21 protein-coding genes, 1 pseudogene and 1 CRISPR repeat array (1 of these 23 only partly in view) are annotated in these 20,961 nt (G+C 69.6%); of the genes and pseudogenes, 7 read left to right on the top strand and 15 right to left on the bottom strand.

The window, feature by feature from the left end; all coding sequences use genetic code 11:
- Positions 1-5 precede the first annotated feature (5 nt).
- The 3 genes from DFJ66_RS44195 to DFJ66_RS42695 form a co-directional block, all read right to left on the bottom strand.
- Positions 6-1,076, bottom strand: coding sequence for an integrase core domain-containing protein (locus DFJ66_RS44195; RefSeq protein WP_121221194.1), 1,071 nt, complete (start codon positions 1,074-1,076; stop codon positions 6-8).
- Between the two features lie 87 nt (positions 1,077-1,163).
- The gene (locus tag DFJ66_RS13150) at positions 1,164-1,676 is read right to left on the bottom strand and encodes a GNAT family N-acetyltransferase (protein ID WP_121221192.1); all 513 of its coding nucleotides are present in this window, start codon (positions 1,674-1,676) and stop codon (positions 1,164-1,166) included.
- Positions 1,677-1,732: 56 nt separating this feature from the next.
- Entirely contained in the window at positions 1,733-1,876 is a 144-nt protein-coding gene (locus tag DFJ66_RS42695) for a hypothetical protein (RefSeq protein WP_170199359.1), read from the bottom strand.
- 161 nt (positions 1,877-2,037) lie between these two features.
- Between DFJ66_RS42695 and DFJ66_RS13145 the strand changes: the two genes are divergently transcribed.
- Positions 2,038-2,298 (top strand): hypothetical protein, encoded by a 261-nt coding sequence (locus DFJ66_RS13145; protein WP_147459248.1) that lies wholly within the window; start codon positions 2,038-2,040, stop codon positions 2,296-2,298.
- Here DFJ66_RS13145 and DFJ66_RS44190 read toward each other — a convergent pair.
- The 3 genes from DFJ66_RS44190 to DFJ66_RS13130 are packed head-to-tail and all read right to left on the bottom strand — an operon-like array spanning position 2,273 to position 4,677.
- Positions 2,273-2,542 (bottom strand): integrase core domain-containing protein, encoded by a 270-nt coding sequence (locus DFJ66_RS44190; protein ID WP_246029731.1) that lies wholly within the window; start codon positions 2,540-2,542, stop codon positions 2,273-2,275. The two genes, DFJ66_RS13145 and DFJ66_RS44190, sit on opposite strands and share 26 nt — an antisense overlap.
- On the bottom strand, positions 2,539-3,231 hold the full coding sequence (locus tag DFJ66_RS44185) for an alpha/beta hydrolase (protein WP_121221187.1): 693 nt from the start codon (positions 3,229-3,231) through the stop codon (positions 2,539-2,541). The genes DFJ66_RS44190 and DFJ66_RS44185 overlap by 4 nt, the downstream gene beginning before the upstream one ends.
- Positions 3,232-3,267: 36 nt before the next feature.
- Positions 3,268-4,677, bottom strand: a complete 1,410-nt coding sequence (locus DFJ66_RS13130; protein ID WP_211351120.1) for an amidase family protein — start codon at positions 4,675-4,677, stop codon at positions 3,268-3,270.
- A gap of 155 nt (positions 4,678-4,832) precedes the next feature.
- Between DFJ66_RS13130 and DFJ66_RS13125 the strand changes: the two genes are divergently transcribed.
- The gene (locus tag DFJ66_RS13125; protein ID WP_121221183.1) at positions 4,833-6,593 is read left to right on the top strand and encodes an N-acetylglutaminylglutamine amidotransferase; all 1,761 of its coding nucleotides are present in this window, start codon (positions 4,833-4,835) and stop codon (positions 6,591-6,593) included.
- 182 nt (positions 6,594-6,775) lie between these two features.
- On the opposite strand, the gene DFJ66_RS13120 is transcribed toward DFJ66_RS13125, so the two are convergent.
- Together DFJ66_RS13120 and DFJ66_RS44180 are read right to left on the bottom strand one after the other, a co-directional pair.
- Positions 6,776-7,096 carry a DUF1360 domain-containing protein gene (locus DFJ66_RS13120; protein ID WP_342777022.1) on the bottom strand — a complete coding sequence of 107 codons (321 nt, stop codon included), beginning with the start codon at positions 7,094-7,096 and terminating at the stop codon, positions 6,776-6,778.
- On the bottom strand, positions 7,054-7,962 hold the full coding sequence (locus tag DFJ66_RS44180) for a hypothetical protein (RefSeq protein ID WP_246030311.1): 909 nt from the start codon (positions 7,960-7,962) through the stop codon (positions 7,054-7,056). Before DFJ66_RS44180 ends, DFJ66_RS13120 begins: the two co-directional genes overlap by 43 nt.
- Positions 7,963-8,402: 440 nt before the next feature.
- On the opposite strand from DFJ66_RS44180, the gene DFJ66_RS13105 reads away from it, so the two are divergent.
- Positions 8,403-9,236: an MBL fold metallo-hydrolase gene (locus DFJ66_RS13105; protein ID WP_121221179.1), complete on the top strand. Its 834-nt coding sequence runs from the start codon at positions 8,403-8,405 to the stop codon at positions 9,234-9,236.
- 154 nt (positions 9,237-9,390) lie between these two features.
- Here DFJ66_RS13105 and DFJ66_RS43450 read toward each other — a convergent pair whose 3' ends face one another.
- On the bottom strand, positions 9,391-10,011 hold the full coding sequence (locus tag DFJ66_RS43450) for an MDR/zinc-dependent alcohol dehydrogenase-like family protein (RefSeq protein WP_211351118.1): 621 nt from the start codon (positions 10,009-10,011) through the stop codon (positions 9,391-9,393).
- A 23-nt stretch (positions 10,012-10,034) separates the two neighbouring features.
- A complete protein-coding gene (locus DFJ66_RS13095) occupies positions 10,035-10,541 on the bottom strand; it encodes a hypothetical protein (RefSeq protein ID WP_121221177.1) in 507 nt (168 codons plus the stop codon).
- 161 nt (positions 10,542-10,702) lie between these two features.
- Here DFJ66_RS13095 and ctaD point away from each other — a divergent pair, with 161 nt between their 5' ends.
- A complete protein-coding gene (gene ctaD / locus DFJ66_RS13090) occupies positions 10,703-12,466 on the top strand; it encodes an aa3-type cytochrome oxidase subunit I (protein WP_121221175.1) in 1,764 nt (587 codons plus the stop codon).
- A gap of 273 nt (positions 12,467-12,739) precedes the next feature.
- Here the strand turns inward: ctaD and DFJ66_RS13085 are convergent, their stop codons facing one another.
- From DFJ66_RS13085 to DFJ66_RS13075, 3 genes are all read right to left on the bottom strand, one after another.
- On the bottom strand, positions 12,740-12,958 hold the full coding sequence (locus DFJ66_RS13085; RefSeq protein WP_121221173.1) for a hypothetical protein: 219 nt from the start codon (positions 12,956-12,958) through the stop codon (positions 12,740-12,742).
- Between the two features lie 126 nt (positions 12,959-13,084).
- Positions 13,085-13,450, bottom strand: coding sequence for an STAS domain-containing protein (locus tag DFJ66_RS13080; protein ID WP_170199357.1), 366 nt, complete (start codon positions 13,448-13,450; stop codon positions 13,085-13,087).
- Positions 13,451-13,485: 35 nt separating this feature from the next.
- Positions 13,486-13,872 carry a DUF6292 family protein gene (locus DFJ66_RS13075; protein ID WP_246030197.1) on the bottom strand — a complete coding sequence of 129 codons (387 nt, stop codon included), beginning with the start codon at positions 13,870-13,872 and terminating at the stop codon, positions 13,486-13,488.
- A gap of 627 nt (positions 13,873-14,499) precedes the next feature.
- Between DFJ66_RS13075 and DFJ66_RS13070 the strand changes: the two genes are divergently transcribed.
- The 3 genes from DFJ66_RS13070 (at position 14,500) to DFJ66_RS13060 (ending at position 17,581) form a co-directional block, all read left to right on the top strand.
- Positions 14,500-15,270 (top strand): GAF and ANTAR domain-containing protein, encoded by a 771-nt coding sequence (locus DFJ66_RS13070; protein WP_121221166.1) that lies wholly within the window; start codon positions 14,500-14,502, stop codon positions 15,268-15,270.
- Between the two features lie 527 nt (positions 15,271-15,797).
- Positions 15,798-16,757 (top strand): tyrosine-type recombinase/integrase, encoded by a 960-nt coding sequence (locus DFJ66_RS13065; protein ID WP_121221164.1) that lies wholly within the window; start codon positions 15,798-15,800, stop codon positions 16,755-16,757.
- A gap of 125 nt (positions 16,758-16,882) precedes the next feature.
- A complete protein-coding gene (locus DFJ66_RS13060; RefSeq protein WP_147459247.1) occupies positions 16,883-17,581 on the top strand; it encodes a hypothetical protein in 699 nt (232 codons plus the stop codon).
- 159 nt (positions 17,582-17,740) lie between these two features.
- Here DFJ66_RS13060 and DFJ66_RS13055 read toward each other — a convergent pair whose 3' ends face one another.
- Positions 17,741-18,760 carry a pentapeptide repeat-containing protein gene (locus DFJ66_RS13055; RefSeq protein ID WP_147459246.1) on the bottom strand — a complete coding sequence of 340 codons (1,020 nt, stop codon included), beginning with the start codon at positions 18,758-18,760 and terminating at the stop codon, positions 17,741-17,743.
- A 246-nt stretch (positions 18,761-19,006) separates the two neighbouring features.
- Positions 19,007-19,984 (bottom strand): annotated as a pseudogene (locus DFJ66_RS45295) (IS481 family transposase).
- A 255-nt stretch (positions 19,985-20,239) separates the two neighbouring features.
- A CRISPR array of direct repeats spans positions 20,240-20,961; the repeat unit is 37 nt; unit sequence GCAGCGCTGGAACGCGCGTTCCAGCGAGGATCGCAAC (it continues 188 nt past the right edge of the window).

Raw genomic sequence — 20,961 nt, 5'->3', positions numbered from 1 at the left:
TGCGGTTAAGCGGCTGTGGGTTCGTACTCGTTGATCAGGCCGCCGAGGACTGGTCGGCGGCGTATCGAGGTGTAGCCCGGCTCTGCGGTCGGCGGATCTGGTCGTGGTGACGCGAGTTGCAGTGCTCTGTGGGGTCGTCGGTGGTTGTAGTGGGTCGCGTAGCGGTCCAGCACGGTCCGAAGGTGGTGTTCGTGGATGATGAGCAGTCGGTCGGTGACTTCGCGTCGGACGGTGCCGACGAACCGCTCGGCGTGGGCGTTGGCTCGCGGACACCGTGGTGGGATCTTCACGACCTGGATGCCTGCGCCGGAGAAAACCGCGTCGAACGAGGCGGTGAATTGGCCGGCCCGGTCGCGGATGAGGAACCGGAAGCCGTCTGCCCGGTCGCCGAGGTCCATGAGCAGGTTGCGGGCTTGTTGCGCGGTCCACGCCCCGTCGGGGTTGGTGGTGGTGCCGAGGATGTGGACGTAGCGGGTGGCGACCTCCATCACGAAGAACACGTGGACACGCTTGAGAGTGATGGCGCAGTCGACGTGGAAGAAGTCGCAGGCCAACAGGCTAGCTGCCTGGGCGCGCAGGAACCGTCGCCATGATGTGTCGGTGTCGCGCTGGGGCGCGGGTGGGATGCGTAGGCGCTTGAGTACGCGGCGGACCGTTGAGGCGGCTACCCGGTGGCCGAGCTTGAGCAGCTCGCCCTGGATCCTGCGGTAGCCCCAGCCGGTGTTCTCCCGGGCCATGCGTTCGATCAGCGCCACGACGGTGTCGTCGGCCGGTGGTCTGCCGGTGCGGTTCGGGTAGGTCCACTTCATCGCGACCAGGCGCCGATGCCACCGCAGGATGGTTCCCGGTGTCACCAACCGGTGCTCGCGCAGCAGTCGAGGGAGTCGGTGCACCGATCCGGTGAGCACAGCGCGATCGGCCCACCTCAGCCGCGGGCGGGGGTTGGTCCGGTGCAGAACGGCGACCTCGTGTCGCAGCACCAGCAGTTCGACGTCCTTGGCCGCGGAGGACCGGCCGAGCAGAACCAGCCAGTCACCGAGTCGGACAAAGATCAGGTACAGCAGTCGTAACGCCACACCTCACGATCATGCCTTGGAGGTCCAGCGTGCGCGATCGTCGCAGCTCAGCATCCCAGTGCAGAGTTCTGACACCCCACAGGTTCGTCATGCTCGTCCGCATCCCCTACGACCGCCGGCGGTGGTGGGCCGGGTCATGCACACCAGGTCGGGGCGGTCGTCCCAGGACGTCGTCACGGCGAAGCCGAGCCGTTCGTAGAGGGCGATGGCGTCGGTGCGCCACTTCCACACCGACAGGCGGACGGTTCCCACGCCGGTTCGGGCGAGGTGGTCGATGCCGGTGTTGAGCAGCGCGGAGGCCACGCCGCGCCCCCGGTGCGCGGGATCGGTCCACAGCCGCTTCACCTCGGCGGCACCGTCGACCGGGGCGGTCACGACCACGCACCCCAGCGCCATGTCGCCACTGCGTGCCAGCAGCACCACGTCGTCCGCGAACGCGGCACCGGGATCGGCGATCTCGGCGCGGTAGCGCTCGGGCAGGCCGTCCACACCGGTCACGGGTACGCCCTTCTCCTCCTCGGTGCACAGGTGGTAGGCGGCGAGCAACGCGGTCAGCCCGTCGCCGCCATCCCCACCCCGCCACCGCACGACATCCGTCATGATCCAGAATTCCTTTCGACACTGTCCACAATCTCGAAGCGCGTCATGCCGCGACCTTACGTTCGGCGTTCAGCAGCGGTGATCCCGCGCCACGCTTCGCGGCCCTTCCGCACCGCCACGGCGGCGATGACGAGGGCCACGACCGGGTCGGCCCACGACCAGCCCCACAGCGAGTTGAGCAGCAGCCCCACCAGCAGCACGCCCGACAGGTAGGCGCACAGAGCCGTTCAGGTGAACATGCTTCGCCCTGGCCACTCCTTAAGCCGGGTTGTAATACCTAGGACGCACGATCTCACGGTCACCCACCAGAGCAGGTGTGCCATGGCTCGGGTACCAGGCGGAAATCGCGGCGGCTGCGGTGATGACGTTCAGGTTCGGTCTCCTCGCCGCCGCCTCACTGTTGGGGCTCGGCGACCCCGCGCTGCCCGGACTGCTCGGCCGCTACGAGCGGCGCGTGCGGCCGTTCGTGGAGCTGGACCAAGCCCCGGCGGCGGAGAGTCCAGGTCGGGGCGAGTGTCCGGAGTCGGTGGAGTGGACCAAGAACGCGATCAGCCGGGACGCGACGTTGTGCTTGCCGAGAATGTTGTCCGTGCAGGTCAGACGGCGTGGTGGTACTCGTTGAGGATGCCGCCCAGTCGTTGCCGCTGCCGGATGTGGAGTCGGGTGATCGCTGCTTGATCGGTGGTCGGTTGTGGCGGTGGTTGTGGCGGTCGGGCGTTGGCGATGCCCTGGTGGGGTCGGTGGGTGTTGTAGAAGTGCTCGTATTCGCGCAGGGCATGGAGTAGGTGCTGTTGGTTCCAGATGAGGGTGCGGTCAAGGAGGTCGCGTCGGCAGTTGCGGATCCAGCGCTCCATGATCGCGTTCATGCGCGGGAGACGGACTCCGCTGAGGACGACCTGGATGCCCGCGGTGGCGAGGACGGAGTCGAACAGGGTGGGGAACTCCGTCCCGGTCGCGGATCAGGAATCGTGCGGTGCTGCCCGCGTCCTCGAGGTCCATGGCGAGGTTTCTGGCGGCTTGGGTGACCCAGGATGCGGTGGGGTGCGCGGTGGCGTCCAGGACCCTGACTCGGCGGCTGGCGTGTTCGATGACCGCGCAGGTAGTACGGCAGCGTGACCCGCGTGAGGGCGGTCGGCTCCTTGCGGGTCGTGCGCACATACGGGCCGGCCAGGGCGAGCGGTGTGCGCTGGTCGGGCGGGAACGTCGGTCCGCCGAGCACGAGCGCGTCCACCAGGTCGGGCCGGCGGGCCGCGACCCGCAGCGCGACCTGCGCCCCGGTCGAGTGGCCGAACACCACCGTCGGGCCACCGGGGACCGCGTCGAGCCACCGTTCGACCGCGTCCGCCACCGCACCCACCTCCGGCCGGCAGGACAGCGGTCCGGGGTGGCCGAACCCGGGTAGGTCGAGCAGGTGGGCCGTGCTCCACGCGCCGCAGGCGGCGAGCGTGTCCTCCAGGTAGCCCAGGGCGTCGAGGCCGGGCACCAGCACGACCCGGGTCGAGCCCGAGCGGGTCGTCAGGCTGCGGACACCGTCGTGCCACCGCGCGGCGATCATGCCCGGTCGGCTACCCGCGGTACCGGCGGCGGGAAACTACGGCAGCGTGGCCAGGTAGGCGGGGGCCCGGCGGGCCCGTGTCGCGCGTTCGAAGGCCGCCGCGAAACCCAGGACGAGACCGTCCGCCCCGTGCCCGGCCAGGAACGACATCCCGATCGGCAGAGGCCCGGAGAAGCCCGCCGGGACAGTGGCGCTGGGGTAGCCGGCGACTGCCGCCGGCCGGGCCGTTCCGCCGCCCGAAGGGTCGCCGGCGGCGATGGGCCACGCCGGTCCGTTGGTGGGGGCCATGACCACGTCCAGCCGGTGCGCGGCCAGGACGTCGTCGATCGACCGGCGGGCCCGGACCGTCGCGGTGCGCCGCTGGTCGAGGTAGCCGGGGTCGGTGATCGGCGGGGCCTTCTCGGCGTCGAAGAACAGCTCCTGCCCGAACCCGCCGAGCTCGACCGGGTCGGCCTCGTTGAACTCGATCAGCTCGCGCAGGGTTCGCGGCACGCCGGTTCGGGTCGCCAGGTAGTTCTCCAGGTCGTGCTTGAACTCGCTGGTCAGCGCGGCCAGCTCGGCCGCCCGGAGCTCGTCCTGGCCAGGCAGGTCGACCTCGACCACGGTGGCGCCGTGCCGCCGCAGCACGTCGACCGCGGACTCCAGCACCGGGTCCGCGCCCGAGGGGCACCACACGCCCACGCGTGCGCCGGGCAGCACGTCGGCGGTCACGGCGTCGGTGTAGTCGACCCCGTCGAGGACGGACATCAGGATCGCCGCGTCGACGACGTGCCGCGCGATCGGTCCGGGGGTGTCCTGGCGGCTCGACAGCGGCACGATCCCGGTCCCGTCGATCCGGCCGAACGTCGGCTTGAACCCAACGACCCCGGTGTGCCCGGCCGGGCTGACGATCGAACCGTCGGTCTCGGTGCCCACCGCGACCTGCGCCAACGACGCCGCCACCGCCGCCGCGGACCCGGAGGACGAGCCGCTGGGGCTGCGGTCCAGCACGTGTGGGTTGCGGGTCTGCCCGCCCACCCCGGACCAGCCGGACGTGGACCACGGCGAGCGGAAGTTGCCCCACTCCGACATCGCGGTCTTGCCCAGGACGACCGCGCCGGCCGCGTATAGGCGCGTGACCAGCCGGGCGTCCGTCGAAGGCGGCACGCACAGCGCCCGCGAGCCGGCGGTGGTGGCCAGGCCGGCGGTGTCGATGTTGTCCTTGAGCAGCACCGGGATGCCGTCCAGCGGGCCGCGTGAGCGCCCGAGCGCCCGCCGCCGGTCGCTCTCGGCGGCTTGGCGCAGGGCGTCGGGGTGCACGGCGAGGACGGACCCGATCAGCCGGTCCACGGTCTCGACGCGCTCGAGGTAGGCCCGGGTCAGCTCGACCGACGTCAGCCGGCCCGCCTCCAGGAGGCGGGCCAGCCGCGGGATCGTTACCCCGTCCAGGTCGAGCGGGAAGCGCATGGGCGCTATTGGCGGGCCGGCGCGCGCCGCAGTCAAGTCCCGCGACCGGTGTTCCGCGACACGCCCCGCCGTCCGGTGTGGACGCGGGCGGGGCATGGTGGCTTGCGGCCGGGGTATCCCAGTGGCGGAGGTCGCCGATCCATCGAGGTGAGCCCATGTGCGGCATTGCCGGGGAGATCGCTCCGGGCGGGGATCGCCCGGACACCGAGGCCGTCGGACGCATGACCGCGGCCATGTGGGCGCGGGGACCGGACGGCGTGGGCCACTGGTCGGCGGGCCGGGTCGCGCTCGGCCACCGCAGGCTCTCGATCATCGACCTGTCCGACGCGGGCGCGCAGCCCATGACCGACGCCGAACTCGGGGCGACCGTCGCCTACAACGGGTGCGTCTACAACTACCGGGAGCTGCGCGCGGAGCTGTCCCCCTGGTACCGGTTCCGGTCCACCAGCGACACCGAGGTGATCCTCAAGGCCTACGACCACTGGGGTGACCGGTTCGTCGAGCACCTGGTGGGGATGTTCGCGATCGCCCTGGTCGACCGCCGGCGCGACCGCGTGCTGCTGGTCCGCGACCGGCTGGGCGTCAAACCGCTTTACACCGCCGAGGTCGGGGGCCGGACCAGGTTCGCCTCGACCCTGCCCGCGCTGCTGGCCGGCGGCGGCGTGGACACCGGGCTCGACCCCGTCGGACTGCACCACTACCTGACCTGGCACTCCATCGTGCCCGCGCCGCACACCGTCCTGCGCGGGGTGCGCAAACTGCCGCCCGCCACGGTCCGTGTGTTCGAACCGGGCCGCCCGCCGCGCGACTGGCGGTACTGGCAGCCCTCCTACACCCGGCGGCCGGAGTACGCCGGGTGGACCGCCGACGACTGGCGGGACGCGGTCCGCGAGGCGTTGCGCGTGGCGGTGCGGCGGCGCACGGTGTCCGACGTCGAGGTCGGCGTGCTGCTGTCCGGCGGGCTGGACTCCAGCCTCGTGGTCGCCCTGCTCGCCGAGGAGGGTCACCGCCCGAGCACCTTCAGCATCGGCTTCCGCGACCACGCCGGCGTGGACGGCGACGAGTTCACCTACTCCGACGCCGTGGCGCACAAGTTCGGCACCGACCACCACCAGCTGCGCGTGGACGACGAGCAGCTCGGGACGGCCGTCGAGGTGGCGGTGGCGGCGATGAGCGAACCCATGGGCAGCCACGACGTCACCGCGTTCCACCTGGTCTGCCGCGAGGTGTCCCGACACGTGAAGGTCGTCCAGTCCGGCCAGGGCGCGGACGAGGTCTTCGCCGGCTACCGCTACCACCAGGCCGCCGTGGGGCAACCCCGGCACCGGTCCGCAGCCGTGTTCCGCGAAGCCTTCCACGACGACCTGGCCCACGTCCTGACGCCCGACCGCCACCCGGGCACCGACCTCAGCGGCGACCTGGTCGCGGACCACCTGGCCGCACCGGGCGCGGAGACGGCCCTGGACGCCGTGCTGCGGACCGACACCCACCTGCTGATGCCCGACGACCCGGTCAAGCGCATGGACAACATGGCGATGGCGTGGGGAGTGGAGGCCCGGGTCCCGTTCCTGGACCAGGACCTGGTCGAGCTGGCAGCCGCCTGCCCGCCGGAGCTGAAGTCCGCCCAAGGCGGCAAGGCGATCCTCAAGGACATCGGCCGCGAACTGCTCCCCACCGAGGTGGTGGACCGCCCCAAGGGCTACTTCCCGGTACCCGCCCTGGTTCGCCTGGAGGGTGACGTGCTGGACCTCATCGTGTCGGCCGTGCGGGCGGGCCGGCACCGCGGCCTGCTCCGCCCCGACTACGTGGACCACCTGCTCGGCGACCCCAACGGGCACGTCACCAAGGCGGGAGCCAACGAGCTGTGGCAGATCGGCGTCCTGGAACTCTGGCTCCAGCACCACGCCGTCGGGTAGCGCGGGCATACACCGGCAGTGGGCGGGTAACCCATCAGTGCGGCACCCGCATGGTGGAGAGGCCCGGCCGGACCGATCGAAACCTGTGTCAACGTTCCGACCCGCTCCGGCCTTCGCCCCGGCGCCGCGGCCTGGCACCACCGGCCGCGACGCCGGAACCGCGGGTCACCGTAGGGGGCGGGTCACCGGTTCTTGGCCCGGTCGTACGCCAGGTGCAGCCAGTCCGACACCGCGACGGCGGTCAGCGCGGTCGTCACCAGCCCGGTGGCGCGCGGTGCGAGCACGTGGGCGGCGGTCAGGGCGCCGGCGATCCACACGCCCGAGCAGAACGGGCACGTCACCAGTTCGCCCACGGCGTGCCGGCTCCCGTGCCGCGGCGACTCGTTGACCTCGGCGTGGCCCGCCGGCCCCTCGAAGTGGGTGAACGGCGCCCGCAGCACGCTCGTGACCGAGGACTTGGTCAGCAGCCGGCTGGCCTTGTGGGTCGCCAGCGCCAGCAGCACCACGTCACCCGCCGAGGACCGGGGCGCTCGCCGGAGCCTTGCCGGCCACATTGCGGCCTGCCCGTTGGCTGCTCGTCTTCGCCAGCGTCGTAACTTTGGCCTTGAACGTGGCCGGCCCGGTCGCCGCGGGTGAATACGGTAAGGCGGCGTTCGACGCCGTCGGTCCACTGTTGCTGATCGGATGGGCTGGGGTGGGCCCAGATCTGTTGAGGGCGCTGTCCGTCGCGGGTCAGGCGAGCAGGACGGCACCTGACAAGGTGGTACCGCCGCAGGAGCTGTCCGCGGACGAGTCGACCGTCGCGGCATGGTCGGAGGCAGTCGACGTGGAAGAAGTCGCAGGCCAACATGCTCGTGGCCTGGGCGCGGAGGAACCGTCGCCAGGAGGTGTCGGTGTCACGCTGGGGTGCGGGCGGTATGCGTAGGCGCTTGAGTCCGCGGCGAACCGTTGAGGCGGCTACCCGGTGGCCGAGCTTGAGCAGCTCGCCCTGGATCCGGCGGTAGCCCCAGCCGGTGTTCTCCCGGGCCATGCGTTCGATCAGCGCCACGACGGTGTCGTCGACCGGTGGTCTGTCGGTGCGGTTCGGGTAGGTCCACTTCGTCGCGACCAGGCGCCGATGCCACCGCAGGATGGTTCCCGGTGTCACCAACCGGTGCTCGCGCAGCAGTCGAGGGAGTCGGTGCACCAATGCGGCGAGTACAGCACGGTCAGCCCACTCCAGGCGCGGGCGGGGGTTCGTTCGTCGCAGCACGGTGACTTCGTGCCGCAGTACCAGCAGCTCCACATCCTTGGCCGCGGAGGACCGGCCGAGCAGAACCAGCCAGTCACCGAGTCGGACAAAGATCAGGTACAGCAGTCGTAACGCCACACCTCACGATCATGCCCTGCAGGAACAGCATGCGCGATCGTCACAGCTCAGCACGCCAGTGCAGAGTTCTGACACCCAACAGCCCTGGAGGACCAGGGGCAGAATCGCCGCAGCTCAGCGTCCCAACGCAGAGTTCTGGCACGCCACAGGATCCGCCGGTAACCCACGCGGCGTTGTCCCGGGCCGTTCGCTCGACCAACCGGTGCTCGCGCAACGACCGGCCCCCGAGCGCTCATCGACGAGGCTGAGGGTGCTTGCGGCGGATTCCTGCCGAGAAGGCGTTCGAGGTGCTGGTGTCGAAGTTCCAGGAGGACAACGGCGAGATTCGCGAGGTTGCGGAGCGGTTCATCAGGGGAGCGTCGGAGGCGACGGCTGACTGGCGTTGGTGGTCGGTTCTCGGGGGTACCCGCTGGTGCACGGCAACCGATGGAGGCCGCACCATGACCGATCCGCGACACGACCGGAACCCGTCCGACACAGGGTCGCTGTACTTCGTGGGCAACGCCACGACGGTGTTGCGGCTTGGCCCGTTCACCGTGCTGACCGACCCGAACTTCCTGCGGCGCGGCCAGTGGACGCACATCGGGCAGGGTGTGGTGTCGCGGCGGTTGAAGGACCCCGCGATCGGGATCGCGGAGCTCCCGCCGTTGGACGCCGTGGTGTTGTCCCACCTGCACGGCGACCACTTCGATCGAGTGGCCGCCCGAGGGCTGGACCGCGGCCTGCCGGTCCTGACCACCCCGCACGCGGCGCGTCGGCTGGGGCGGCGGGGGTTCCGGGAGTCGGTGTCGTTGCGGACGTGGGCGGAGGTGACCCTGGACAAGGGAGGTGCCTCACTGACGGTCACGTCGTTGCCCGGGCGTCACGCGTTCGGGGTGCTCGGCAAGGTGCTTCCGCCGGTCATGGGCACGCTGCTGGACTACCGGCCGGCCCCCGGCGCGCCCGGTTTCCGGATCTACCTCAGCGGTGACACGTTGGTGCACGACGACCTGCGCCAGATCCGTGACCGCTGCCCGGCCATCGACGTGGCGGTGGTGCACCTGGGCGGCACGAAGGTGCTCGGCGTGCTGCTCACGATGGACGGTCGGCAGGGTGTGGACCTGCTGGAGATGGTGCGCCCCCGGCTCGCCGTCCCCGTGCACTTCGACGACTACGGCGTGATGAAGTCGCCGCTGTCCGACTTCCGGGACGAGGTGCGGCGCCGCCGACCGGGCGCGGCGGTCACCTACCTCGATCGCGGCCACGTGCTCGAACTGCGGGCGGCGGGCCGCTGAACGGTCAGGGGCGGAAGACCGAGCGTGTGCAACCGTCCTATTTGGTCTTGAACAGCTCGTAACCGTGCGGCGCGTCGTCCAGCGGCATGACGTGGGTCGCCAGGTGGTTGGTGGTGATGCGTCCGGCGGCGATGTGGTCCAGCAGCATCGGGATCTAGCGTTGCCCGTGTTGCTGGGCGGCGCGCAGCGTCAGGCCCTTGTTCATCACCGCGCCCAGCGGGAACTTGTCCACCAAGCCGCTGAACACGCCGAGCACGAACACCGTGCCGCCCTTGCGGCAGGCGTGGATCGCGTCGCGCACCGCGATCGGGCGGTCCGTTTCCAGCTTCAGCTTGCTCTTCACCTGGTCGTAGACGTGCTGCGGGCCGAAGCTGTGCGCTTCGCAGCCCACCGCCTCGATGCACACGTCCGGGCCTCGGCCGCCGGTCATCTCCCGCAGCGCCGCGCCGATGTCGGTGCGCGCGTAGTTCAGCGTCTCCACGCCGTACACCCGCTCGGCCTGCTCCAGCCGGTAGTCGAGCCGGTCGATCACCACGGGCAGCTCCGTGCCCTTGTCGCCTGTGGCGGGCCGGATGCGCAGCTCCACGTCCTGGCGCAACTCAGCCAGCGGTTCGGGCAGGTCGTGCAGCCGGTCCGGCGAGCAGTGCACGGTCACGGCGAGCCAGTGCTCGTCGCGACTGTCCGCCTTGCGCCGTGCGACGACCAGTCGGCCGACCACGGCCGCTGCCGCCGCGCCGACGCCGGTCAGCACCGCCGCCGTTGACGTTGTCCTCATGCCCAGGCCCTTCTTCGGGGTTCTCATCGGCCGAGCGGCCCGACGTCGGAGTGGCGACCCGGGAGCCGCGCGGCGTGCCGCTGACCGGGACCGGGGCCGCCGCGCGCGGCCAGCCGGTCGGCCACCGCGCCGGTCGCGAAGGCGTACACGGCCTTGTGCAGCAGGTCCACGGCCAGTTCCGGGCGCGGCCAGGTCTGCGGCGGCGCACCGACGCCGGTGGCGTTCTCCAGGACCTGGTCGTTGGTCAACCGCACCACCGCGAACATCCCCGAGGCGACCGGACCGCGCAGGCCCGCGTTGGCCATCAACGCCCGCACGACACCCAGCAACGCCCCCTGCCCGAAGTGCATGACGAGGTTGTGCGCCCGCGACCGCCGCTCCGGCAGGCCGGCCAACCGCTCCAGCACCCTGGCCGGCACGTGCGAGTCGGGCCTGCCGGTCACCCGCTGCTCGACCTTCTCCGCGACCGTCATCACCACCACCCCGACCGCCCCGGCAAGCACACCCTGACCCAACGAGCGCATCAACATGCCCGCCGGATACCCACCGCGCCACGCTCCATGTCACGGCCGACCGCCACATCCGGGGCGGGTGGTCCGGGATCGGGGAGGTTGGCCGCGCCGAACCCGGGTATCCGCCCGCGAAGCCCTCCGACGTGCCGCGCGGCCCGAGCCCTCGCTGAAGGACGCCCATGACGACCTTGAAGCCCACGTCGATCGTCCCGGACGGCGCGGCGCGCCCCCGGCGCAAGGGCGCGGCCCTGCTGCGCCTGTTCGCCACCACCGACCACAAGCTGATCGGGTTGCTCTACCTCACCACCTCGTTCGGGTTCTTCCTGGTCGGCGGGGTGATGGCGTTGCTGATGCGCGGCGAGCTGGCCCGGCCGGGGCTGCAGTTCCTGTCCAACGAGCAGTACAACCAGCTGTTCACCATGCACGGCACGGTGATGTTGTTGCTCTACGCGACGCCGATCGTGTTCGGTTTCGCCAACTTCATCCTGCCGTTGCAGATCGGTTCGCCGGACGTGGCGTTCCCGCGGCTCAACGCCCTGTCGTACTGGCTGTACCTGTTCGGCGGCCTGATCGCGGTCAGCGCGTTCCTCACCCCGGCGGGCGCGCCGGACTTCGGCTGGACCGCCTACACCCCGCTCAGCAGCGCGATCCACACTCCCGGCGTCGGCGCGGACCTGTGGATCGCGGGCCTGGTCGTGGGTGGTCTGGGCACGATCCTGGGCGCGGTGAACATGATCACCACCGTGATCTGCCTGCGCGCGCCGGGCATGACCATGTTCCGGATGCCGATCTTCACCTGGAACATCTTCATCACCGCCATCCTCGTGCTCATCGCGTTCCCGATCCTCACCGCCGCGCTGCTCGGCCTGCTGGCCGACCGGCACCTGGGGGCGCACGTGTTCGACCCGGCCAACGGCGGGGCGATCCTGTGGCAGCACCTGTTCTGGTTCTTCGGCCACCCCGAGGTCTACATCGTGGCGCTGCCGTTCTTCGGGATCGTCAGCGAGATCTTCCCGGTGTTCAGCCGCAAACCGCTGTTCGGCTACAAGGGACTGGTCTACGCCACGATCGCCATCGCCCTGTACTCGGTGATCGTGTGGGCGCACCACATGTACGCCACGGGCGCGGTGCTGATGCTGTTCTTCTCGCTCACCACGTTCATCATCGCCATCCCGACCGGGATCAAGTTCTTCAACTGGATCGGGACGATGTGGAAGGGGCAGTTGACGTTCGAGTCGCCGATGCTGTTCAGCGTCGGCTTCCTGGTGACGTTCCTGTTCGGCGGCCTGTCCGGCATCCTGCTGGCCTCGCCGCCGATCGACTTCCACGTCACCGACACGTACTTCGTGGTGGCGCACTTCCATTACGTGCTGTTCGGGACGATCGTGTTCGCCACCTACGCGGGCATCTACTTCTGGTTCCCGAAGTGGACCGGTCGGATGCTGGACGAGCGGCTGGGCAAGGTGCACTTCTGGACGACGTTCCTCGGCTTCCACCTGACCTTCCTGGTCCACCACTGGCTGGGCAACCAGGGCATGCCCCGCCGGTACGCCGACTACCTGCCCAGCGACCAGTTCACCGGCCTCAACACCGTCTCCACCATCGGGTCGTTCGTGCTGGGCGCGTCCACGCTGCCGTTCCTCTACAACGTCTTCCGCAGCTACCGCTTCGGCGACCCGGCCGAGCACGACGACCCGTGGGGCTTCGGAAACTCACTCGAATGGGCGACCTCCTGCCCGCCGCCCCGGCACAACTTCACCGAACTGCCGCGCATCCGCTCCGAGCGGCCGGCGTTCGAACTGCACTACCCGCACATGGTGGAGCGGATGCGCGAGGAGTCCCACTACTCGGTGCTGCGCCGCGACCAGCGCGACGTCAAGACCGACCCGACCACGGAGAAGTTCCTCGCACCGACGCAGCGCGAGACCCCCGACGAGGACTAGGCCACCGGCAACCCGGCCGGACGAGGCGTTCCGCGAACGTCCCCCGATCGGGTGAGATCGAGCGCTGGTTGAAGAGTGTGACGCCCCGTGCTCGCGGCTGCGCGTGCCGGCTACCGCTGCCCCAGGGAACCCCCACGATCGGGGTTGCTGGGACACGCGGCCAGCGCTCGGCCATTCGCTGTTCCGGCGTTGGTGGGCAGTCGGTTCGTCATCACACGCAGCGGCCCTGGGTCGGCGTGCGGCCGGGGGCCGTCGGTGGTGGGTCGGTGTGGGTCAGGGGTTGTCGGATGCGTGCACCGCGATGATGTTCCTGGTGTCGAGCACGGCGATCGTGCGGTCGGGCAGGAGGACCGGCAGCCACCGGTGCGCGGTGTGCGGGTCCTCGACGTGGGGTCCCATGACGACACCGCGCAGGAACACGGTCGGGTCGAGCACGTCCGGGTTGAGGTAGGTGACGAGCGCACCGCGCTCGGGGCAAGGCGAAATGGACATGGCGGAGTCCAGTGGGTTTCGATGCGCGCATCGGCCGGAACGCCCGACGCGGCCTGCCTGTCGCCGACTGTTCGACGTACTCCTCGGATACCCGCGCCCGCGTGGCGGAACCGTTCCCGAGCCGGCTCATGTGGACGACAGGCGCACGGACGCCAGCGCGTCGGCCACGGTCGGGTGCAGGGGCAGCGCACTGTCGACCTGGCTGACCCGCAACGGCCGCAGCACGGCGTGCCGGTCGGCGACGACGGCGAAGGGGATGCCCAGCCGGGCGGCGCGGTGCCGGGCGTTGATGAGCAGGGCGATTCCCGCGGAGCCCAGGAAGTCCACTGCGCACAGATCCAGCACGACCGACTCGGGACCAGTCTCGAACACGGCGTCCAACTCGACCGCGACCAGGTCTCGGGTACCGGCGTCGAGCGGCCCGGACACGCGGACCAGCGGGATGCCGCCGTGCACCTCGGTGCCGACGGCGAGGCCGGTGTGCTCGGTCATGCGGTCCCTCCTGGCGGGGTTCGTCATCGGCGCTGTCATGACGACGCGCCCGCCTGCGACAACCGCCGCACGTCCCCCACCCTGGCCCGCGGCACGCGGTCCGGTCCGGCGAGCACCGCGGCGGTCCAGGCGGCGACCTCGGCGGCCGGTGGTGCCAGGGCGGCGTCGTAGTGGGCGTGGACGAGCAGGTCCTCCCCGCTGTGTGTCTCCGCGGCCAGCGACCAGCCGTAGTGCTGGTCCCACAGCAGCGCGACCTCGCGATCGGGCCAGTGGGGCAGGCGCGCGTCCAGTGCGAGGTAGGCGGTGGCCGGAGGGTTGTGGTCGACACAGAACTGCTCGTCGCTCAATCCGAGGGCCGTCGACACTTGTCGGACGTAGTCGTGCAGCGCACGAGCGGATGCGTCGTCGAGATCGAGGTGCATGGTCACCGCTTCCGCGATGGTGCTGGAAGCGCCGCCTGTTTGACGCGTGGACCCTGGAGTACCCGCCCTTTCGACCGCCAAACGCGTGCTGCGGCCGGTCGTCACTACGGGTCGCCCCGTGGGAGGCCATCTCGCCAGGTCAGGCGGTCGGCCACCGTCACCCTAAGTTGCGACAACCGATCACCACGCGGATCACCAGGCTGCCCGACACGAACAGCTTGTTGGGCTCGAACCACCATCCGGGCGATGGTCAGCCACTGGACCAAAGCCGCCCTGGAGGACCTCGCCGCCACCATGATCAGGGTCCGGCTGCCCACACCGCTGACGCCGACCCGGCGGGTGCGACCGGAACAGGCACAAGGCACCTCGACGTACTGCCCGAACGGGGGACGGGGCATTCGACGCAGACTGCGCCCGCAACGTGTTCGGGGCGAAACCGAGCCTTCCGAGGCCTGCCAGCGTGGTGGCCGCATGGACGCCTATCGCCAAAGGGCGGTGCTCGACCACCTCGGACCCGCACGGGTGTAAACGATCTTGAGCGTGGCAATCCGGTGATTCGATCGGCATGCGGGTCGGGGTGACGGGCCGGGTGCCGGTGTGGGTCGGGCGGAGGTGGCGGGAGGGTTGATGACCGGCCGTGATGTGGATCGGCGGGAGCGCACGACGCGAGGGGCGCTGCCCGTGCGGGGTGGTGGCAGGTGGAACGAGGTGGCCGTGCGGCTGGGCAGGATCGCCCGGTCGTTGCAGGACCAGGACAGCGCCCGGGACACCTTGGACGAGGTGGTGCGCACCGCGGTGGAGGTGATCCCCGGTGCCTGGCACGCCGGTGTGACGATGGTCGTCGGCAAGCGCCGGGTGCACACGGTCGCGCGCACTTCGGAGCTCGTCGACCGGGTGGACCAGGCGCAGTACGACACTGGACAGGGCCCGTGCCTGGACTCGCTGCTGCAAAACCTGACCGTGACCGTGCCCGACCTGCGCACCGAGACTCGGTGGCCCGCCTTCGCCCAGCGCGTGCACGGGTACGGCGTGCTGAGCATGCTGTGCTTCCAACTGTTCGTCGGGGCCGATGACGTGGGCGCGCTCACCCTCTACTCCTCACAGCCCGAGGCGTTCGGCCAGGACTCGGAGGACGTCGGGCTCCTGTTCGCCACCCACGCCGCGGTCGCCCTGGCCAGTTCGCGACGCGAGGAGCAGCTGTACCTGGGCATGGCCGGCCGCGACCTGATCGGCCAGGCCAAGGGCATCCTGATGGAACGCCACAAGATCACCGCCGACGAGGCGTTCGCGGAACTCACCCGCGCCAGCCAGAACACCAACACCAAGCTGCACGAGGTCGCCGCTCACCTTGCCCGCACCGGCGAACTTCCCACTCGACCCCCGCGCGACAACACCTGACGCGCACGTTCGACCCCTGTAGTGGCATCGCTGACAAAGCCGGCGGACTGTGCGCTGTGATGGCGCATGGACGGAGCGCTGAGAGGCTCCACGACCAGTGTCAGGGCCGGACTGTGGGCACAGCACTTCGAGCCCCGCGATCTCGGCGCCGTTGCCGAGCAGGCATACCTCTGAGCCGGCCACCCGCTTCACGTAGCCGTCGGTGGTCGGCCACTTGATTCGTTGTCAAGGGAGTCGACAAGGAGGGGTGTGAGGAGGAGAATCCGTTGTGCCGCAACAGGTTCCGCCTGCGCCATACTGCGCTCAACAGAGCTGTTTTAGGTGCCGCTGAGCCCGTTTCCGCAGGTCAGGGCATGATCAAAACGACCCTGGGGGTCAAGGGGTCGCAGGTTCAAATCCTGTCGTCCCGACGGTCGAGAGGGTCTTCGCAGGTCAGACACTGCGGAGGCCCTCTCTTTTTGATCTCGGGACGTTCGGACGGGTCAAGCACGACGCTCAGCGACACCTTGACTCGGAGAGTTCCCGCCATGCCCCTTCTCGACCTGACCAAGATCACCACCGGCCTGTCCAAGACCTGGACCGGCTACCTCCGCGACTGGGACCGGACCCTGCGCTCGGCAGGCCACCCGGAGACCACCCGCTACAACTACCTCCTGGCCGCTGCCCAACTCGGCCGCTACCTCGACGAGCACTCCCCGGACCCGGACGCCGACGCCGCAGCGGACGACCCCTGCGAGGTCACCAAGGCTCACATCGAGCACTTCCAGGCGTGGATGATCGAAACCCGCTCCGGCGCCACCGCCCTGAACAAGCACAAGGGCCTTCAGCAGTTCTTCAAGTGGCTGGCCGAGGACGAGGAGGACATCGACCGCTCGCCGATGGAACGGGTGAAGCAGCCGAAGACCCGCAAGAAGCTCATCCCGGTCATCCGCGACGACGACACCAAGAAGGTCCTCGACACCTGCAAAGGCAAGGACTTCGTCGCCCTGCGCGACGAGGCCCTGATCCGCCTCTACTACAACACCGGCGCCCGCCTGTCCGAAGTCGGCAACCTTACCCTGGCCGACCTCGACATGGACACCGAATCCGTCCGCTACCACGGCAAGGGCGACAAAGACCGCCGCGTCCGCTTCGGCCCGAAAACCGCCCGAGCCCTCTCCCGCTACCTCCGCGCCCGCACCAAACACAAGGCCGCCGACCTCTCCAACCTGTGGCTCGCGGAACGCGGCCACCGCCCTCTGGCCCCGAACGGCATCAAAATCATGCTCAAACGCCGTGGCCTGTCCGCCGGTCTGTCCGGCGTCCACGCCCACCGCTGGCGCCACAACTTCGCCCACGAATGGAAACGAGCCGGCGGCGACACCGGCGACCTCATGCTCCTACTCGGCTGGGCCTCCGAAGACATGCCCCGCCACTACGGAGCCAGCGCCGCCGCTGAACGAGCCCAGGAAACCCAACTCCGCATGGGTATCGGCGAACAGGTATAGCCAGGCCGTGTTGCACGACTGAGACAGGGGCGGATCGCTGCGGCGACGGGCGATCCGCTCCTACGGCGCGTGAAGTCGCGCCCGAAGTCGAGCCGTGCGGTGATGGCCCGTGCTACACGTGGACGATGCGACTGTCGAAGGCCCAGGCCGTTGAAGGGTTGCCTGCTGTCCAGGCGAGGGAACTGATGAAGGCGTTCCGGACCTCGCCCAAGCCGGTCATGGTCGCTGCGGAGGTGCTCGATGTCGACGATGCGATCGCGGAGGAGGTGCTGAGCCGGTTCGTCGAGGCGGGCTACCTGGAGATCACCGACCGCGACGCGGACGGCGACAACTGGTGGTTCACCACCGTGCGTGGCAACGCCCTGGCCGCAGCGAGCTTCTCCAAGCCGATCACCAGAGCGACGGCCACACGGAACCTGGAAGGCCTGCTCGACCGGGTCCGCGCCTACAACGCCGACCGCACCAAGCCCTACAGCATCACCCACGTCACCGTCTTCGGCAGCTACCTCGACGAGAGCCAAGACCGGCTGGGCGACCTGGACGTAGCGATCGAGGTCGTCCGCCGACTACCCCACGACGAATTCACCCAGCGGCGCGACGCGCTCACCGCCGCCGCCGACCGTTATTTCGGGTCGTACGTAGAGCGACTGCTGTACCCACTGCGCCAACTCGTCCTCTACCTCCGCGACCGCAAGTCCACGATCAGCATCACCAGCGAGGACATCTCACAACTGACCGACCGCATGTCGGTCGTCTACGACATCAAGACCGATAAGGAAGCCGAGCAGCCACACGAAGGCGCGACCGTCGAACCCCTGGCCTGACTTACACAGGAGGAAGGCCCCCGCTGTAGAGTAGCAACGCGGGTTGGCTTTAATAGGACTAGCCCGTGAATCGCCCTCCGAAGGCGCATGCTGTCATCGGGAGCAGACTGGGGATCAGTCGCCAACGGTTTCGGAGGCCGGGTCGTCGTAGTGGTCGGGTCAGATCTTTAGAAAGTGGTGCCAGGTGCCGTCGCGGCCTTCGATGGCTGCGTGGTCGGATGAGGGTATCCATCCGATGGGCCATGAGGGGTCGAACAACATTTTAGGCAGAGGGTAGCGGATTGTCGCTCCGTCGAGCTGGATGCCGTCCAAGAATCCCACTTCGTCGAAGTAGGCGAATTTGGTGAACGTCGCTTCGCTGAACCAGGCTTCTCCGGTAGCCATTACTCCGATGAAAAAAGCGTCTCCGATGAAGGTAGTTCGATTGAACGTCGCGTTGCGCAGCGTGCAGCCGCTCAAACTCCAGTCGATGAGGACTGCGGCGGTGAGGTCCAGGTCGATGTCTTCCCAGAAGGTCGTCACAGGGTGCTCGGCATCGTTGCCATAGTCCAGGTGGGCGGTGAGGATGCGTTGGGCGGTTAGCCGGACCTCGCGTTCCTGGACTCGTTCGCGGTGCTCGTCGCGGGCGCCGCGGTCTGCGTCGGCGTCGGGCGGGTCACCGGGGAGGTCGAAGGGGGCGCGAAGATAGGCGCACAGCACGTTGACCACGGTTTGGCGTAGGGCGGGGTTGTCGGGGTGGTCTTGTGCGAGGCGTTCCAGGGCATACAGGCCGCCGTGACGTATCGGGGCCTTGTCCGACCCGAGTTGCTCTACCGACTTCGCGTACAGGTCGGTGATCCGGCGGGCTTCGGCGTCGCGTTCGGTTGTGGCCGCGACGCGTTCGGCGTGCAGGCGGGTGTGCTCGGCGGTCTCGCGTTGTAGTTCGTAGGCGCGGGCGACGTCGGCTTGGTCGCGCTCTTTCTGTACCAGCCCGATCTCGGTGGCGTGCTGGCGTCGCCATGCCAAGTACAGCGCGAAGACCCCGCCCCCGCCGACCCCGATGCTCAACCCGGTGCGCAGCGCGTCGAACCGCGCTGTCACCAGCTCCGCCCCTGACAGGCCCGCGGTGCCGGCCCACCACAACACCACCACCAGGCCGGTCGTGGCCGTGGCGATCAGAGCCGCCACGGTCGCGATCACCCTGCGCGGCATGGGCTCCAACGGCGCGCGTGACGTGGATGGCGTCGGTAGCGGCACGAGTGGACGGCTGGCGGGCTGTTCGCCGGGCGCGGGGTGGGATAACGGCGCAGGGGCGGGGCGGTCCTCGGGCATGTCCGAATCATCGCTGGTCGCTGCGGCCGTGTTTCCCGAGGGGCCGGTCAGTCCGGGCAGCAGGCAACGTGCCTGTGGATGCGGCGGCATGGGCCAGGGGCGACGTTGCCTGAACTAGGTGTACTGACCGGACAGGTTGGTCAATTTGGTGATGGGTGGGTGGCCTCTGATGGCGGTGTGGATGCGGTGATGGTTGTAGTGGTGTAGCCAGGCTGGCAAGGCGTGGCGGCGTGTTTGTTCGTTGGGGTAGTGGCGCGCGAAGGCCCAGTCTTGGGTGAGGGTGCGGTTGAAGCGTTCGAGCTTGCCGTTGGTCTGGGGCCGGTAGGGCCGGGTGCGTGTGGCCCGGATGCCGAGTTCGGCGCAGGCGTTGCGCCAGGCTGTGCCGCGGTAGCAGGAGCCGTTGTCCGACAGCACCGGCGGGTGGTGACGCCACGTGCGGCGAACCAGGCCACCGCGTTGCGCAGCACGCCGATGGCGGTGGCGGCGGTCTCGTCGTCGTGGATCTCGGCGTAGGCGACCCTGCTGTGGTCGTCGAGTACGACGTGGACGAACGCGTGGCCGAGTCGGGGGTTGTGGCGGGCGTTGCGCGGCTTGCCCGGGGTGGCGGCCCGGTTGGGTCTGCCCTGGCGGCGGCGGACGTAGCGCCACCCGCCGCCGTCGGGGATGTCGCCGAGTTTTTGACGTCGACGTGCAGCAGGTCACTGGGCGAGGGGTGTTCGTAACGGCGGATCGGCTCGCTCGTGCGCCGGTCCAGGGCGGTCAGACGGTTGAGCCGGCAGCGCACCAGCACCGCGTGTGCGGTGGAAGGGGCGAGGCTCACCTGCGGGCCGGTGCGACCGGTCCCAGCCGGTGGCGTAGTCGTAGGTGCACGATCCTGCGCACCACCGGCGCGGTGCTGTGGTGCGGGCGGCTGGACCGGTCGGTCATGCCGGCCTCGCCCGCCTGGCGGTAGCGGACCGCCCACCGGTTCGCGGTCGGCCAGGACACACAGAACCGCTCCGCCGCCCGTGCCACCGGCCACCCGTGGTCCACCACGAGCCGGGCCAATCGGAGACGGGCACGCGGGGTCAACGCTGCGTTAGCGTGGGACACGAAGACCTCCCGGGTCGTGCGGAACCTCAGCAGCTCCACACCACCCCGGGAGGTCTTCCCACATCAAGACCCGAGTCAGACCGACTCGTCACACAACCAACGTCCCCGAGCAGTACAACTAGGCGTGGTTCGGAACCTGTAGCGTGGTCCGACACGCCGGTAGGTTCCGAACCACAAGTCGGCGTGTCGTCTCGAAGCGTGGGACGTGCGGTGCCTCTTCAGTTCCCTCCGGGGCATTTATGCACGTCACGCGCCGCAGCGCTGGAACGCGCGTTCCAGCGAGGATCGCAACAACAGGTAGCGCGTGTTCGCCCCGCCGTCCACGTGCAGCGCTGGAACGCGCGTTCCAGCGAGGATCGCAACAGGAAGTCGACCGCCGCCGTGACCTCCCGGTCGGCGCAGCGCTGGAACGCGCGTTCCAGCGAGGATCGCAACCCCTGGATCGCGGCGGTCCAGGCGCCCAGCGCCAGGCAGCGCTGGAACGCGCGTTCCAGCGAGGATCGCAACCTCGCCAAGAACGCAGGCGGCGACCGGGTACGCATGCAGCGCTGGAACGCGCGTTCCAGCGAGGATCGCAACGACAGCAGGATGCGGGACTTGCCCAACTCGATGTCCCGGCAGCGCTGGAACGCGCGTTCCAGCGAGGATCGCAACGAGTCGGGCCGAGGGCACCGAGCACCACCCGCCGGCAGCAGCGCTGGAACGCGCGTTCCAGCGCGGATTGCAACTTGCCGCCCACGTAGACCAGGGAGCCGCTGGCCGAGCAGCGCTGGAATGCGCGTTCCAGCGAGGATCGCAACAGATAGATGACCTTGCCTGGGCGGCCCGCGGGCGCGGGCAGCGCTGGAAAGCGCGCTCCAGCGAGGATCGCAACCTCGTGCCGGAAGCTCCGGAGTCGCTGACGTCGGTAGCAGCGCTGGAACGCGCGTTCCAGCGAGGATCGCAACCGCCAGGCGATCAACGCGATCCCGCGCGAG

This window comes from Saccharothrix variisporea (assembly GCF_003634995.1).
Classification (GTDB): Bacteria; Actinomycetota; Actinomycetes; order Mycobacteriales; family Pseudonocardiaceae; genus Actinosynnema; species Actinosynnema variisporeum.
This window is presented reverse-complemented; position numbering and strand designations above follow the sequence as displayed.